Origin of the sequence: Pectobacterium colocasium, from assembly GCF_020181655.1 — a bacterium.
GTDB classification, from domain to species: Bacteria; Pseudomonadota; Gammaproteobacteria; order Enterobacterales; family Enterobacteriaceae; genus Pectobacterium; species Pectobacterium colocasium.
On record NZ_CP084032.1, the window covers coordinates 2,639,361 to 2,655,319 of the forward strand.

The 15,959-nt window shown below is 52.2% G+C and carries 18 protein-coding genes; 2 read left to right on the forward strand and 16 right to left on the reverse strand.

Going from position 1 to position 15,959, the window contains the following annotated elements; genetic code table 11:
• The first annotated feature begins 21 nt into the window (after positions 1-21).
• Positions 22-882 (forward strand): MarR family transcriptional regulator, encoded by an 861-nt coding sequence (locus tag LCF41_RS11830; protein WP_225084780.1) that lies wholly within the window; start codon positions 22-24, stop codon positions 880-882.
• Positions 883-1,284: 402 nt separating this feature from the next.
• Here LCF41_RS11830 and LCF41_RS11835 read toward each other — a convergent pair whose 3' ends face one another.
• The 12 genes from LCF41_RS11835 to LCF41_RS11890 form a co-directional block, all read right to left on the reverse strand.
• Positions 1,285-1,605: a hypothetical protein gene (locus tag LCF41_RS11835; protein WP_225084781.1), complete on the reverse strand. Its 321-nt coding sequence runs from the start codon at positions 1,603-1,605 to the stop codon at positions 1,285-1,287.
• A 283-nt stretch (positions 1,606-1,888) separates the two neighbouring features.
• On the reverse strand, positions 1,889-2,971 hold the full coding sequence (locus LCF41_RS11840) for a type III secretion protein HrpN (protein WP_284144899.1): 1,083 nt from the start codon (positions 2,969-2,971) through the stop codon (positions 1,889-1,891).
• Positions 2,972-3,116: 145 nt separating this feature from the next.
• The gene (locus LCF41_RS11845; protein WP_225084782.1) at positions 3,117-3,464 is read right to left on the reverse strand and encodes a type III secretion protein; all 348 of its coding nucleotides are present in this window, start codon (positions 3,462-3,464) and stop codon (positions 3,117-3,119) included.
• The gene (gene hrpT / locus LCF41_RS11850; RefSeq protein WP_225084783.1) at positions 3,457-3,648 is read right to left on the reverse strand and encodes an HrpT family type III secretion system protein; all 192 of its coding nucleotides are present in this window, start codon (positions 3,646-3,648) and stop codon (positions 3,457-3,459) included. The genes LCF41_RS11845 and hrpT overlap by 8 nt, the downstream gene beginning before the upstream one ends.
• A 29-nt stretch (positions 3,649-3,677) precedes the next feature.
• Complete coding sequence (sctC, locus tag LCF41_RS11855; RefSeq protein WP_225084784.1) at positions 3,678-5,747, reverse strand: type III secretion system outer membrane ring subunit SctC; 2,070 nt, start codon at positions 5,745-5,747, stop codon at positions 3,678-3,680.
• A complete protein-coding gene (locus tag LCF41_RS11860; RefSeq protein ID WP_225084785.1) occupies positions 5,740-6,174 on the reverse strand; it encodes a type III secretion system chaperone in 435 nt (144 codons plus the stop codon). The genes sctC and LCF41_RS11860 overlap by 8 nt, the downstream gene beginning before the upstream one ends.
• Positions 6,161-6,385: a type III secretion protein HrpF gene (locus LCF41_RS11865; protein WP_015840423.1), complete on the reverse strand. Its 225-nt coding sequence runs from the start codon at positions 6,383-6,385 to the stop codon at positions 6,161-6,163. Before LCF41_RS11865 ends, LCF41_RS11860 begins: the two co-directional genes overlap by 14 nt.
• A gap of 124 nt (positions 6,386-6,509) precedes the next feature.
• Positions 6,510-7,109, reverse strand: a complete 600-nt coding sequence (sctL, locus tag LCF41_RS11870) for a type III secretion system stator protein SctL (RefSeq protein WP_225084786.1) — start codon at positions 7,107-7,109, stop codon at positions 6,510-6,512.
• A gap of 60 nt (positions 7,110-7,169) precedes the next feature.
• Entirely contained in the window at positions 7,170-7,817 is a 648-nt protein-coding gene (locus LCF41_RS11875) for a type III secretion protein (protein ID WP_225084787.1), read from the reverse strand.
• Complete coding sequence (gene sctJ / locus LCF41_RS11880) at positions 7,814-8,581, reverse strand: type III secretion system inner membrane ring lipoprotein SctJ (protein ID WP_225084788.1); 768 nt, start codon at positions 8,579-8,581, stop codon at positions 7,814-7,816. The genes LCF41_RS11875 and sctJ overlap by 4 nt, the downstream gene beginning before the upstream one ends.
• Before the next feature lie 6 nt (positions 8,582-8,587).
• Positions 8,588-8,959 (reverse strand): EscI/YscI/HrpB family type III secretion system inner rod protein, encoded by a 372-nt coding sequence (locus LCF41_RS11885; protein ID WP_225084789.1) that lies wholly within the window; start codon positions 8,957-8,959, stop codon positions 8,588-8,590.
• Between the two features lie 66 nt (positions 8,960-9,025).
• Positions 9,026-9,232 carry a type III secretion system major pilin HrpA gene (locus tag LCF41_RS11890; protein WP_225084790.1) on the reverse strand — a complete coding sequence of 69 codons (207 nt, stop codon included), beginning with the start codon at positions 9,230-9,232 and terminating at the stop codon, positions 9,026-9,028.
• 345 nt (positions 9,233-9,577) lie between these two features.
• Here LCF41_RS11890 and LCF41_RS11895 point away from each other — a divergent pair, with 345 nt between their 5' ends.
• Positions 9,578-11,158 (forward strand): EAL domain-containing protein, encoded by a 1,581-nt coding sequence (locus tag LCF41_RS11895; RefSeq protein WP_225084791.1) that lies wholly within the window; start codon positions 9,578-9,580, stop codon positions 11,156-11,158.
• Between the two features lie 112 nt (positions 11,159-11,270).
• Here LCF41_RS11895 and LCF41_RS11900 read toward each other — a convergent pair whose 3' ends face one another.
• The 4 genes from LCF41_RS11900 to LCF41_RS11915 all read right to left on the reverse strand — a co-directional run bounded on the left by LCF41_RS11900 (position 11,271) and on the right by LCF41_RS11915 (position 15,642).
• The gene (locus tag LCF41_RS11900) at positions 11,271-12,335 is read right to left on the reverse strand and encodes a sigma 54-interacting transcriptional regulator (RefSeq protein WP_225084792.1); all 1,065 of its coding nucleotides are present in this window, start codon (positions 12,333-12,335) and stop codon (positions 11,271-11,273) included.
• A gap of 370 nt (positions 12,336-12,705) precedes the next feature.
• Positions 12,706-13,347 carry a response regulator transcription factor gene (locus LCF41_RS11905; protein ID WP_225084793.1) on the reverse strand — a complete coding sequence of 214 codons (642 nt, stop codon included), beginning with the start codon at positions 13,345-13,347 and terminating at the stop codon, positions 12,706-12,708.
• A 37-nt stretch (positions 13,348-13,384) separates the two neighbouring features.
• A complete protein-coding gene (locus tag LCF41_RS11910; protein ID WP_225084794.1) occupies positions 13,385-14,854 on the reverse strand; it encodes a PAS domain-containing sensor histidine kinase in 1,470 nt (489 codons plus the stop codon).
• Positions 14,855-15,096: 242 nt separating this feature from the next.
• A complete protein-coding gene (locus LCF41_RS11915) occupies positions 15,097-15,642 on the reverse strand; it encodes an RNA polymerase sigma factor (protein ID WP_225084795.1) in 546 nt (181 codons plus the stop codon).
• Positions 15,643-15,959 lie beyond the last annotated feature (317 nt).

Genomic DNA, 15,959 nt, shown 5'->3' on the forward strand with positions numbered 1-15,959 from the left:
ATTTTTTCATGGGGTTACATTATGTCTAAAAATGAAATTGAAGAAATAATATTATTAAATTCGAAGTCAATCAGAAAGAACAAAAATTTTTTTTCCGCAGTATCGGAGCTCTATAAAAATGATAGTGAGCAACGTATCAATCAACCGACTTTCTATAAATATGTGTTAAATGAATCCAGATTCAATATTATACTAATTACCTGTTGTTTTATTTTCACACAGAGAATAAGCTCTTTAAAGTCTATTAAAGAGTTTTGTCAGACTAATTTAATATCTAGTCAAAATACAATAATTGCAATCATTTCCTTACTCAGAGTATCGGGAAGAATAGAAGCAATACGAGACGAAAGTGATGGAAGAAATATCAAGCTAGAGATAACTGAAAAAGGTATGAAAGACTTAACCGTTTACATATCAGCAATGGTTTCACCTCTAAAAAAACTTTATCCAGAGTATAATTTTGACTTTGAAGAAATAGAGAAAAAGTCATTCTTAAGTGAGTTTTTTTATGGTATATCAGTGCCTCTTCTTAATGGTGTTACTTATAAAAAAATCAACACAGAAATAGATTATTACATTGATAAAGATGGTGGTCGCTCTCTTTTACTTTATCTTTATATCAAATCTGAACAATCTAATGGCACGATTAAGTATACTACTAACGAGTTAGCTTGCGAATTTTCAGTTTCACGAACTCAAATAAAACGATTGTTGGATAAACTAAATGAATTTGGAAATTTTAAAAGATACGATAAAAATAACATCGAAACCACTTCCTCTTTCAAAAAACTAATTGAGGATTACTTATCAATATATTTCTCATACATAGAATTTTATATATTTACATCAGCTGATCTGCGTAGAAATCTGATCAGCCATTAAGTTTAGGAAGTTATTTTAAACAGCCTTTTCTAGGCTGTTTTTTAATAAAAAATTAACCTGGATTTATTATTCAGGCGTGTGCACTCCAATAAACAGAAATATTCAATTTAGAGATATCATAACATACTAATTATATCATGCTGCGTCGACCACTATGCTCAAATATCGATTTGCTGAGCATCACTATTTGGAAGCTTGTTCAACCCGAACGTAAAGAAAAAACGGGAATCCCACCTATTAATGGAATTATAAATGAAACTCAGGACATAAAAATGCTGGCTATATCAATGCATCAGCATTTCCATGAATAAATTGACATCGAGGAATATCGGTTAATAGATAAAATTTCGGAAACATCAATACAGGCGTACAACTAAAGAATTGCACTTATATCAATTAATGCTACTTATACTTTATTTCTAAAACTGCAATTTTCATCATACTATCAGTATAATTCAATGAGACTGTATTAATTAATGAACCTTTGATTGGGAAGATATTTCTCACACTTTTTGAAAGAAGAGTTTGAATATTTATTTTTTCATTCACTTTATTGTTCTGCATGCATAGGATATTTATTTTTTCGTTTAATTGTTGAGTCATGCATGTTGACTCAACCAAAAAACCGGTAATAGATATATTTTTTAGCTCATCTGCATTTACAATCGCTGGGATTGCAAATAACGCGCAAAGAGAAAGAGATTTGATGACAGCGTAGGGCATTTATAAATAAACCTTGAAAAACTTTTCGGTCAACAAAGTCTAAATAATAGACTTCACAATGATTATCACTTTACGATAGTCACTAGAACAGCATATCACAGCATGGCATACCTATCAAAGAGAATAGAATGTAAATTATTAGCCATTGTAATATATAAAGAAACAACCTGAATTAATGATGAAAATACTAAACGAAACAATCTGATTGATTTAAATTGAAATAATCACATTAGAGCGAATAACAAGGAGCAGCGCTTCCGCCCTGCTCCCGATCGTTTTTGTTTTAGCTGGCGAGCTTTTGCAGCCCCATATTGACGATACGGTCGCCAATCATGGACGCATCAATACCCAGAGATGAGCCACCGTTGCCGCGTGCGCTCAGGTTAGTATTACCGATGTCCCCCGCAACGGCACTCTTGATCATACCAACCGCCTTCATGAATTTATCCATGCTGCCTTTGGTCATGCCGTCGTCATCCGGCTTGCTCAGCGCCTTCGCCCAGGACTTGTCATCCTGTTTCGCCGTTTGCCAGTTATCTTTCTGGTATTCCGGCTTGCCGAAGACTTCAGGATATTGATCCATAAACTGACCAATTTCTTTCGCCATCGCGCGATCTTCTTTATCTACGAAATAACGGGTCGGGCTGTCATTGTGCGTGCTGATGTTGTTCAGCTCCTGCAAACCGGCTTTTTGCCCAACGCTCATTCCCAGCGTGCTGCCCAGTTGATTGAATGCGCCCGCACCGCTCAGGCCTTGCAGGCCGCCATTACCCAGTTGCAGCGGTGAAGTTTGCCCTTTCGTCTGGCTCAGACCGTTGCCCAGAATCGCGGACAGCGCATCATTTACGCCTTGGGTGTAGGCAGAAATTTCCGGCGACGACGGCTGTTTGTTGCCGAAAAGCCCACCCTGCTGCTGCGACATGCCGCCGCCCAGCAGATCTTCCAGTGCGCTAAACAGCAGGCTGCCCATCATGGCCGATGGATTCATGGCATTCATACCGGCGCCCAGCGCCCCGCCCAATCCACCGCCGAGCGCGCTGCCCAGACCGCTGCCAAGGCTACTACCGAGACCGCCACCCAAACCACCGCCCAGCAAACCGCCACCTAATCCCCCCAGGCTGCTGCCCAATCCGCCGAGACTATTGCCGAGTCCACCGGCAAGACCGCCCCCCATCATGCTGCCCATGAACAGCATGGTCGTCATAATATCGGACAGCTGTGCTGCGATGTTGCTACGCTGGCCACCAAACGCCGACTGTGATGGCGAACCGCCATTTTGTGAAGACGGAGATTGAAATAAACCGCCGTTACCGCCCGCCTTGATCGTAATTTGCAAAGAAGTACCGCCACCAAGAGAATTAAGCATAATGTTTCCTCAATGAGTAAATGGGTTATAAAAGCGCCAATGGATGTGCGGTTAGCCCGCGTGATTGTGACACTCCCCCATTAAGTGATTTTCCTGCCTGTCCGGTTCCCGTCTTATGCACGAAAACACACGACTTTTTTACCCTTCAGCGCGGCGGCAGGCCAGCCAAGCGCCAGAGTTCATCGAGCGCCGCGACCGACTCACTTACGGTGGATAATGTGCGGCGTAACCGCAGATTTTGCTGTTCATCCAGGCTCAGGCTACAGGCCGCCAGTGCATCCGCCTCCAGAAAGCGGCGTTGTAAAATTTGCCGTAGCATTCCGGGATAATGTCGGGCAGGCGCCAGCATTAAGATAAGCACCGCCTGCCGCGCCGACACCGCCGTAAACCACAGCGTGACACCTGGCTGTACTAACCAACAGGCCATTGAGGTGGTTTCCAGTGCCGTGAAGAAGTCATGCTGATTATCGAATACCGCCGCTGGCTCATTCATCCACGCTGACCCTGCTGTAATCCGCCGGACCGCTGCGCAAATCGGGTTGCCACCAGATGATGAGCTGTCGCGTTTCCGGCTGCGGACGACAGGTGACGGAGGCACAATGGGTGACCTGACGTGGTGCATTGCAGCCGCTTAGCAAAAGCGCGATCAGCGCGACGGCCAGTGCTTTTTCGTTCATGAGAATGTCCTTGGTTAATGTGGAGGCCGCTATCGGGATGTCAGCACAGGGCGTCGGGCGGATTGAGAAACAAGCGCAGGCTGCAACGCCAGAAACACTTCGCTGGATTCCCCCGGTGCCAGCGTCGTTTTTGGCCACACGGCGACCGCCAGCGTACGGCTACTGGCACAAGCAGCTTCATCAAAACGCTGTGGCTGTGTTCCGCCATTGCGCACGACGCCGACGGTCAGCCGCACCTGGCCGTTGTCGTACCACTGATAGCGCGAACTGTCGTAGATCAGACCCGACTGCGAGCGACACACCTCACTCAATCGCGCGCCGTTGTTGCCGATCTGAAATCCGGCGGGAAGTTGACGGCTGGCGAGATCGCGAAATGCGCCTTCAATCAGGCTATAGAGATCCGTTTTACCGTTACGCTGCGCGACGCGGTTCATTGCGCCGTTTAACTGCTGCCGATTGGCGGAGGAAACGTAGCGTGTGGGATCGGTTTGGTCGCCGACAAGATGCGGCGTCAGGATAAACAGACGTTCACGACGGGAAACTTCATGGCGCGTCGAGGTAAACAGTTTCCCCAACAACGGGATATCCCCGAGGATCGGAATGCGACGATCGCGGTCACCGCTCTCCTCAACGTGGAAACCACCCAACACCAGCGCACGATTCTCACCAATCAGCGCCTGTGTGCTGACGGTGCCTCGTTTCACGCCCGACGCTTCTCCTTCGCGTCCCGTCTCTACCTGACCATCTTCGATATCGATAACCAATTGGATGCTACGCTGTGTTCCTTCGCCCACCACGCGCGGCGTCACTTGTAGGCTGGTGCCAGCAGTCACCGGCTGAATGTCCGCGACACGTTCCCCCGTCGCGGTGATGAACGCCGTCCGGCTGAAATCGACAATCGCGGGCTGATTTTCCAGCGTCAGCACGGAAGGGTTGGCGACAATCGAGGCCGTTCCCTCCCCCTCCAGCGCCTGAATATCAGCGAAGAAGCGATTGAAATCACTGACAAACAGGGTGCTCCGCCCCATCATCATGGTGCTGCCCGCGCTCACATTGCCGAGCTGCGCCTGCCAGTTCGCTTCCAGCCGCGACAGGGCGGTTCGATCCACATCGAGAATAATGGCGTCAATGTTGACCAGATTCTGCGGTACGTCGATGTGCTCGACGAGCTGCTGATACTCCGCACGACGTTTTTCATCATCCCGAATCAACAGCGCGTTATTGCGCACATCGGCGGAAATCTTGCCGCTTAGTGTCACTCGCGCCGACGCTTCACCACTGCGCCCAGGGTTATTACGGGTGGCCAGCCGGGTCATCAGCGAACGCGTACTGTCCCGCATCGCTTCCATGCCCGTATCCGGCTGCACAGGCATCGGCCCCGAGGCACCCGCCGGTGCCGCACGTTGACCATCCATCAGTTCATTGAGAATGGTCGCGACGCCGGGAATGGTGACCTTCTGATCGCGATATTGCAGCGTCCGGTCGGATACCGAGGCATAGCGCAGCGGAAAAATCATCACTTTGCGTCGTTCGTCCTGCTTTTCGCGCTGCTGGCTGAAATTACGGATCAGATCGATATACGCCTGCGGGCCGGTGACCAGCACCACACCTTCTTCAGGCAATTCCCCCCAGCCGAAACGCCCATCGAGCAGCCCGATACCGCTGAGCGCCTGTTTGATATCGGGCGCAGCATCCGGAGAAATCTCCAGACGCACTGATGCCTGCTCATCCTGCGGGCTGACATACAGGGCGTTGTTATAGACAAACCACTGAAAGCGGTGCTCCAACGCCAGTCTGTCGAGAAACAGCGCGGGAGTTTCCGCCCGAATTTTCGCCGTCACCTCATTGTCAGCGATATTGCCCAACACCAAATCCACACCGTGGCTGTTGGCAAAATCCGTCAGAATCGCAGACAGCGGCGTTTGTTCGGCAGAATACGCATACGCCCCCTTATTCCAGTCGGCTGGTGTGGCCGCGTGCGCCAGCGAGATCATCCCGTTCACCGGGATAATCCCGATCAGCACCACCGCCCAGCAAAACCAGCGATAGGCCACCAGCAAAATGCGATACGATCGATGACGCTTCAGTCCCTTACGCATGTCGTTCTCCTTGCAAAAAAGCCAGCGTGTTCAAATTCAGTGGAGCGGAAACGGGCACCTTCGCACGTGGCGTGAGCAAACTCAGCCAAACGTCCCGTTGATTCAGTAAGGTTTCCAGGCTGCGGCAGAGCTGCATGACGTCGTCAGCATCGGGTCGCATCCATAGCCAGAACTGTTCGTCCTGCGGTGAGAGCGACAGGATGGCGGTGTCATCCTGAAACTGAGCGTGAGCGGCATCGGCCAGTTGCAATGCGCGCGCCAGCATCGGCTCATCCGGCAACGCACGCAGCGGAATGGCCGCGCGGCACGCCACACCCGATGACTGCCGCACCATCGCCACCGCGCCGCCGTCGATCTCCAGCTTGAGCGTCGACGTCCCGCCGTTTAGCCAACGCTCCAGCATCGCGGCCAACTCAGTTGAAGTCATTGATGATGGCCTTTGCCAAGCCGTGTTTCACGCTCAACAGTTGCCCGACCGCCCAACTGGCATTGGAATAATCCATACTGGCTTCAAAAAAGGCGTAGCTGTCCGCCTGGCTGGCACCGCCTTCGGCAACATTCAGCGCAATATCATCCAGTTGTTTCTGCGAATCGACCAGGTGTGCGTCAAGACGACGCTGGATTGGATTAAGGGACATCGCACACTCTCCTCATAAGGTAGTTTTCTCACAACACAGGTTTGGTCGTTGACCTAAAAATGAGTCATTGACCTGATAGTGAGTGGTTAACCCCGGTGTGCAGTTCCCATTGGCAGGGATCATTTCATATAGCAACAGGATATTCAGGCGGGATGAGCTGCGTTGTCGCCTGCCGCCAGCTCAGCGACATCACGCCATGCGCCGTTATCAGCTTCATTGCATCGCTCTCCAGCGCCTCATCGCTGGCGAGACGCCATTCCAGATGCGCGTGCGCCTCCAGCCAGTTCTGTACATCGGCAAGCTGAGTAGGATGGCAGTAAAGCGTTCCCCGGCTTTCCCCCTGCTGTTGCTTGAGTAACTGCCGCAGCAAAGCATGATGGCGCGACGGTGCTGGCGTTTTATCCAGCAACTGCGCCAATGCCTCGCGCAGCAATTGCCCCGCTTGCGTAATCACGATCTTCTCCAGATGCGTTCTGTCTTGCCGAATGCCCTGAAGTAACGTGTTTGCCTGCTGCCAGAACGCCGCCTCTGCCTCTTCTACTGCCTGCGTGCATAGCGTTTTGGCGCGTTCGTGCGCCTGTGCCACGATCGTCTCAGCCTGCGCATTGGCCTCTTCCCAGAGTGTTCGGCTATGCCGATGCGCCGCAACCCGCTCCGCCGGGATAATCACCGTCTCATCACGGCTGGCACCGGGTAATGTCACAAACGTCTTCGTCATCAACATGCTTCGTCCTTCCTTGCTAAGTGAAATGGAGGGGGATAAAAAGCGATCGGTATGAGAAATCTAGGCTGGTACAGACGCTTTCCAGATCAGCGCATCGCACAGCGCATTGAGTCTGGCTGCGGGCACGGACATCGTCGGAACAGGGTCATGATTTTCGCCGTCGCGGTACCCATCACGTGGAAAAAGCAGCCGCAGATGCGGCCAGCACGCTTCACCATAGCGGATACGCAGCAGCAGCAACGCATCCTGATAGCCAACGGCAGGTGACATCGACGGCGATGACGCCGAAAAAATGATCGGAGCCGGTAACCATAAACCCGGCCGCAGCGCCTTTGCCAAGCGCTCGCACCATATGCCCTCCGCATCCGCGCGATCCAGGTTACGCATGGGCTGACACACCCGTGCCATCAGGCGCAATACCGTTTCCCGCTGCGCCGTATCCAACGCCCCTATCTGCATCAGTGAAACGTGCATCAGTGAAGAAAACGGGTCCGGTGGCAGCCGCTGCGGCAAAGAAAAATGGCGATGAAGCTGCGCCGCATTCACGTACAGCCAGTCGCGCCGCTGCGGTACCTCAGGCAACGTCACCTTCCCGCGCCACCAACTGGGATCGGCCTGTAACAGGCAATCCTTTACCCACCAGTTCAGCCATGTCAGCGCGGCGGCGTCACCTGATTCGCGTCCTGAGCCTTGTGCTTGTGTTGTCATTGTGACGACGATGCCCCCGCTTTTTTCTGCTGCCATTGCCGCAGGTAAGGCGTGCCAACGCGCCAGCCTAATAGCCCGGCCAGTAGCAGACCGAACAATCCGGCACTCCACTGCCAGCGCCGCATCTCATCCGGCGTGAGCGTAAATGGCCCCAGCGAGACAACGGGGATCGTATCCTGATACGGCTCGGCCGGAACAAAGACGATAGCCAGCTCTTTATCATCTTTACCGGACAGGCCGGGGATACTGCTGGCCACCATGCGGCGAATGCGTGGTTCCATCCCGTCAGGTTCCAGTTCGGCGCGGTATTTGATAAACACCGCCGCCGAGGCGGGTTGCACGGGTTCGCCGGGGGCGATACGCTCGGGCAGCACCACATGCACCCGCGCGACCAGCACACCGTCAATCTGTGCCAGCGTCGCTTCGACCTCCTGCGATAAGGCATAGATGTAGCGGGCGCGCTCTTCCAACGGCGTCGAGATCACGCCGCTTTTCTGAAAAACCTCGCCCAGATTGGTACGCGACTGCTTCGGTAAACCCGCCGCATTAAGGATATTGACGGCACGTTCCATGTTTTTTGCATCAATCACCAGCGTGACGCCGGTTTTGTCTACCCGTTTCTCCGCACCGATATGATAGCGACCGAGCATCGAAATCGCTTCGTTAGCATCGTTCTCCGACAACCCGCGATTCAGCTCAATCGGCTCGCCGCAGCCAGCCAATAGCCCGATCAGCAGAAGAAACACTCGCTTATCGATTTTCATAGGCCGCTACTGTAAGTTGGTGAGTTTTTCCAGACTTTGCACACTTTTCGCCACCAGTTTGGCGCTCAGCAGGCTTTCCAGATAGAACGATGACAGCGTTCGGGTCGCATCCAGTACATCTTTGGGATTATTCGAGCGCATCGACTGGCTGACATCGCGTTCGGCGGATTTAAAGACGCCGTTCAGTCCCTGAGATTTTTCCGCCAGCGCGCCCAGCCACTGGCTATTACCGCTTTCTGCCGTCACCGGTGCTGACGACAGCGCCGCACTAAACCAGGACACATCCTGATTATTGGCGGAGAAGGAAAAAGACGAGCCGTTGTCCGCCAGCGGAGCATCCCCCGACTGAGACAGCGTAGTGGCATGATTAATTTTCATGGTGTGGATTCCATCGCGGACGGATAAAATAAAGCCGGAGCAAGGCTCCGGCTCGTTCGCTCACAATCAGAACTGGATAGCTTTCGCCGCTTTCTGCCCGGAGTTCAGTGATTTGGACGCAGAATCCATCTGACCATCCAGAATGGAGTTTTCCGTATCCAGCGCAATTTTCTGTGCCTGAGCGCCTGCTGCACGCGTCAGAGAACCGGCCATCGCGGTATCCAGAGTCTGAGAAGCCGCCTGAGATGCAATCTGAGAAAGTCCTAAAGCCATGATATATCTCCAAATATAATGAATGTTTACGGTGGTGAACTGTCATGCTGTACATACAGTCATCTTGTTCATTCATTAAGTGGGAGAGCGGGTCAGTGAGTTCCAACAGAAAGGAAATTCTTTCAGCAATGGTCATTCAAGAGGAAGAACTAGCCCGGTTTTATCTGTGTTTCCGGCCGTTAGTTATCGTAGATTTTCTTTTAAAATAATAAAAAGCGTTATTACCTTACCGAAAGGCAGTATGTTGTTTCTGATTTGCAGGAGCGTTTTACGCTGTGTCACTGGCAAGGATGCGATACCTGAACCTATGCCGTACTATTCCCGTCGCGCAGCCAAATGGTCGCTATGCCCAACTTAACTACCCATACCGGATTGTGGTTCAGACTTGTTTTGCTTTCGTTTGCCAGCGCGGTGCTGGCGCTGTTTATTGGGCAAGGCATTTTAGCCCGACTGGAACAAACACAGTTACAGAAGTATAGCCAGGAGGTACTCGATCAGGGCATCGCCGTCGCGAATGAAGGCCGGGAGACCATCAACCGGGTGTTAACGCTGAACAACGCGCCGTGCTCCAGCGCCGACCTGAAAGAGTTACGCCTGATCTCCTTTTATTCCGTGTATCTACGCGATATCGGGCGTATCAAAGACAACTATCTCATCTGTTCCGCAGGCTGGGGGATCCTCAACCCACCGATTTATCTGCTGCCGCCAAACCTGACGACACCCGAGGGCGTACAACTGTGGACCGCCATGAAAGACGTGGTGGACCCACGAATTACCGCCGATATGGCAAGCCTCCACGGTGTGGTCACGATCACTGCGGCCGCGGCATTTCGCCGCTTCATTCATCCGCCAGCCGAATACAGCGCGGTGCTACTCACGCGTAATCTGGATCATGTCTATCAGACTTTTGGCCATATCGACCTCTCCGCATTTAAGCAGACACCACAGCCGCATAACGCGTGGCTGACCATGGGAAAACGTCAGACGTTTTTCTGTGCGCCAGACCGGAATATCTGCGTACTGGCGCAGTTGGATTCGGCGGGTATCTTGTATCGTCCCTGGTATATCATCGCCGCCCTGTTTTCTCTCGGGGCGCTCATCGGTGCCAGTTTTACCCTGTCCTACCAGCTCTATGACGATCGGCACCATGCTTTGCCATCGCAGCTAAAACGCGCAATCAAACATCAGCGACTGCATGTCCATTACCAGCCGCTGGTCAGCCTGCCAAAGCGCGCGATTATTGGCGTAGAAGCGCTGGCGCGCTGGAAGAATGAGCGTGGTGACAATGTCTCGCCAGAAATTTTCATCAGCATCGCTGAAAACATGGGTTACTTAGCCGAACTTACCCGCATTATTACCCGTCAGGCGCTGCGGGATATGCAGCCGTACCTCACGCAGGAAACCCCGTTTCTGCTTAGCATTAACCTGTCTGTCTCCGACATTGTTTCGCCCGATTATCACCGCTTCCTCCAGCAGATGTGTGACGAATTGGCGATCGATAAATCGCGTATCATGTTGGAACTGACCGAACGGTCAAGTACGTCACATCAAGCACTGGCAGACGGCCTTGAGGCACTACGACGCTCCGGCTATAAGATCGCGCTTGATGATTTCGGCACGGGTTATTCCAACCTCGACTACCTGAGCCACTTACCGTTCGATATGATCAAGATCGACAAGACTTTCGCCGGCGCCATCGGCACAGACACGGTGAATGCCGCCATGGCGGATTTGTTATTTACCCTTATCAAAAAACTGGATGTCCCGGTCATCATCGAAGGGGTAGAAACGCGTGAGCAAGCCGCCTACATCCTGCAACAATGCCCTTCGGCGATTATTCAAGGATGGTATTTCAGTAAGGCGGTGGCGCTGCACGATCTACCGGATATCCACCGCTATCCATGCCCACCGATAGAAATGGTGTAGCGAGAACGGTACCAGTAGAACCGGTGCAACCTCAACGCAGACCTGCCGTCAAAAGCAGGTCTGCCAGCATTGCCCACCGTATCCCGACAGATAAACGTTCGGCGCCTGGCCTTTATGCCTGACAGGCTTCCCCGCCCCCAGCACACCTCTCTCGCGCCGTCACATTCAGCACTTTCAGGCGGTGATAAAGCGTCCGCTTGGGGATCCCCAATTCCACAATCACATCGTCAATGCAGTGGTCGTGCCGGCGCAACGCATCCTGAATCAGAAATTTTTCGATCCGCTTTAACCGATCTTTCAGTTGCAAAGGACGCGGGTGCAACAGCGGCTGAACTTCTGCCAAAGGCGACAACCCCAGCGCCCAGCGATCCGCCGCCGCTTTCAGCTCGCGGATATTACCCGGCCAGCTGTGGGTCAGAAGCTGTTCGTAAATGTCTGCCGTCATCGGCGGCTGCGTCATTTTCAGGCGTACCGCCGCTTCCTGACTAAAACGCTGAAATAGCGGCAGAATGAGATCGCTGCGGGAGCGCAACGTCGGCAGTTGAATTTTTACCGTATCAAGACGGAAATAAAGGTCGCGACGAAACAGCCCTTTTTCCACCAGTTGCAGCAGCGGCGTTTGCGTCGCCACAATCACACGCATATCAACGGGCGTGAACTGGGTGCTCCCCAACCGCTTTACGCCGCGACTTTCCAGCACGCGAAGCATCTTGGCTTGCAGCGTCATGGGCATACTGTCGATCTCATCCAAAAACAGAATTCCCTTATCTGCGCTTTCCAGGTACCCGGCACGGGAACGATTGGCGCCGGTATAAGCACCGGAGACCACGCCGAACAGTTCGCTTTCGGCCAAATTTTCCGGCACGGCGGCGCAGTTCACCGCCACCAGAGGGCCGCTACATTTTGACAGTCGGTGAATGCGATTCGCCAGCGTGTCTTTGCCCGTGCCGGTTTCACCTTCAAGCACGATGTCGACATTAAGCGGAGCAATAACATTGATGATTGGCGACAGCGATGAGTGAATGTCATCAGCCGTAGACGAGGGATGGCCTAATGGTGCCCGACGATCTGCTGATGACGGCTTCTCGAATGACGAATACGCAGGTGATGAATGCGTTTGTGAAGAATGCACCAGTGAAGAATCGTGCTGTCTGTCCTGACGGTAATGATTATTCATTGACTACTCCTGGAGCCCAAACGGGCTAACTGACTGCCTTCCATAACATGGGGTGTCCCACCAAACCTCCGTGGCATTTCTCCGCATAACGCACACCAAGGTATTTCAGATGGAACGATGACAAGCATTACCGCCATTGAATAATGAAACCATCAGGCATCGCTGAACATCAGGTAGGAATTCCAGATAACGTTGTAGGGAAATGCCTACAAAAACATGGCCAAAACAAGTAAAAACAGCTAATTACGCTTTCGTATAATACGCAGGGAAACGAAAAGATATCGTTAGAAAAATGTAAGCATCAGCAAAGGGATTCACCGACGGTTGAATCCCTTTTATCTGTTATGCTTCGCACAGCGGACGCCTGCCGCTAGGGAATAAGCTTCTTACTAACGACATATTTAACGATCTCCACATTGGTGCTGAACTGCATTTTTTCCATCAGGCGCGCCTTGTGGGTGCTGACCGTTTTGTTGCTGATGGCCAGCGCATTGGCAATGGCGTTGATGCCCATCCCCTGCGCAAACATAATCATGATTTGGTGCTCTCTTGCCGTCAGCACATCGTGTTCGGCTCTCCCGCTCTCCGTGTAGTTGGAAAACACCAGCTGCTCGGCAATCGTGTGGTCGATATAGCGAGCGCCCTGCGCCACGCGCCGAATCGCCGCCAGCAGCGCTTCCGGGTCTTTGTCTTTGGTGATGTAACCTCTAGCCCCGCTCTTCAGCGCATGCTGCGCAATTTGCGCCTCACTGTACATGCTGAGTACAAGAATCGGCAGACGCGGATATTGCGCCACCACGCGTGAAATCAACGCTTCACCGCTGATACCGGGCATCGACATATCCAGCAGCAGCAAATCGGGCTTCACGCTGCGCAGTTGCGCCAACACCTGCGCGCCGTTTCCCGCTTCGGCAACGACGCTCAGCGACTCATCCAGCGCAAAGATCTGCTTGAGCCCTTCACGCATGATGACGTGATCGTCTGCGATCATTAAACGTATTGATTTGCCCATCGCTCATTTCTTCCTTTTTGTTGTTCTTGTACCGTCATTAACGGGTATCGCCATTTTTAGGAAACGTTAACTGCACCAGCGCGCCTTTCCCGGGCGTACTTTCAATGATGACTTCGCCTCCCAGCATTCGCCCTCGCTCCTTCATGCTCATGAGTCCGAAAGCGTTTTTATTTTTGGCGTGGGCATCAAAACCTTTACCGTTGTCCTTAATGCACAGCACCACGCAGTCCTGCTGGTTATCCAGTGTGATGAGCACCTGTGTAGCCGCGGCGTAGCGCGCCACGTTAGTCAATGACTCCTGCACGACGCGAAAGGCTGCCGTAGTGCTTTCGTCATTGAGCGCCAGCGGCTCCCCCTGCGTGCGCAACAAGCAGGTTGCGCTGTAGTGTCGGTTAAATTCGTCGCACAGCCATTCCAGCGCGGGCGTCAACCCCATATTCAAGACATTCGGCCTGAGCTGGGTTGACACGTTACGCACCACCTGAATCGTCTGGTCGGCTAACTGCATCAGCTTTTGCAAATGCGTCTGCATATCGGGATTCTCTTTGGCAAAACACATGCGCATCAGCGACAGGCTCATGCGGATCGTGGTCAGATGCTGTCCCAGCTCATCGTGAATTTCCTGCGCGATATGCTTGCGCTCTTCCTCGCGTGAAATCTCACGCTGGCGCGCCAGCAGACGCAGTTGCATATGAGAGTCGACCAGCTTTTTCTCTGCATAACGAATGGCGGTAATATCCCGTCCTACGGTCAGAATCGACACCAGTGCGCCATGCTGATCAAATTCCGGCACGCAGCGAATGTGATGAATACTCTGATGACGTTGATCGCCTCTCCCCCGCGACTCCATGACCTCGCCTTCCGCGCTGCTGCGGGTATCAACCACCTGCTGAACCAGCTGTTCCATACGGATTGCACACCCCACGCCGGGCATTAACTCCGTAATCATACGGCCCAGAAGTTGCTCTACGGTGAAGTCCAGGTGTTTCAAACTGGCGGGATTGGCGTACAGGCAATTCAGGTTGGGATCAAAGCGGATAATCAAATCCGGCGTGTTCTCAACCAGCGCGCGAAACTCCTGCTCGCGCGCGTAGGCCAACTGTTCGATATGTTTACGTTCCCTGATATCTCTGACGACACACATGCTGTAGCTACGTCCTCTATGTTGAAAATGCGTGAGATTAACCTCGACGGGAATAGTCATGCCGTAGCGAGTAAGGTGCTGGGTTTCAAACGTGGTACCCACACCCGACTCATACGCCTGCAACCAGTCGGGTGAGCGATGCTCGGCGACCCAGAACGGGTCGATATCGACCACGCTCAGATGCATGAATTCCGTAATGCTGTAGCCAAGCGTCTGACTAGCCGCTTCATTGACGTAACAAAAACGCTGATCTTCATTGACGATATAAATCGCGTCCTTAATGCGGCCAAATGCAAAATCCACCAGCTCCAACTCGGGAGCCTTGGTTTTTTCATCGGAACGAAAAGGTTGGGTGAACATCATTGCCATCTCCTTATTGTGAATTAAGACACGTGTGCAGCCACCCGCCGTGCAGGTAGCGCAATACGGCGTCTCAACATTCCAGAAGATGGACAGGAAACCCTGCAATGGCATAAATGCGACCTGATATCACGACGTGTGACCCACTCACTGAACGGCAACCGCCACCTTGGACAAGGCGGTTACCACATCAGTCAGTGAAAAACGGTGGGTGCAGACACATCCTTTCGTCCCGTGAAACGCCGTCAGGACTCAACAGCCTGACGGATCGCACCTCGGGCACGAGACAGCCGTGACCGCACCGTACCGATGGGGATCTCCAACTGCAACGCGAGATCCTGATAGCTGGCATCGGTATCCAGCAATTGCATCAGCATCTGACGGGTATCCTCAGGCAGTGAGACGATGGCATCCATTGCACGTTTCAGTGCCCGCTGACTTTCGGTGATAGCACCGGGATCGAGATCTATTGCGATGTGTTCCAGCACCTCATCCCCCATTTCCAGCGCGCGCTGTCGTGCCTGCTTGAAATAGTTGCGCACCAGATTGAGGGCAATGCCGAACACCCATGTCTCCGGCCGCGATGCTCCCGCAAACTTATCCTGATGTTTGAGCACTTCCAGATAGGTCATTTGCTGTAAATCCTCAACGTCGTCATGGTTGCTAACGCGTTTGCGGATGAAGTTATGCAATTTCTTTCCGTGTTGGCGAAACACCTGTTCCCAATCGACAGCAAGCGCTGGGTAAAGCGAAGGGGTCGGTTCGATGTGTTTCAGGGTAGACATTTCCATTTGCTGACTCTCCGTTGTTGTGCCCTATTGGCAAAAACGGAAGAGCAAGCCCTGTGCCAGCCCGGAATTGTTTTTATCACACTGATTTTTAATCAGTTATTTTTCAACTTATCTTTTATCGTGCCATTTTTTGCCAACGCCAACAGCACGAAATTGCAAGTTATTGCAATCAGTAAAACGGCATTTAATTCAATTCGCCATCAAATTCTATCCGCCATCACATTCAGCGTGCTCCGATGACTTCATGCCGGGGAACCCATTCTTTTCTGTTTCCACATAGCAATACATTCATACCGCTGCACGTTCATACCACGACA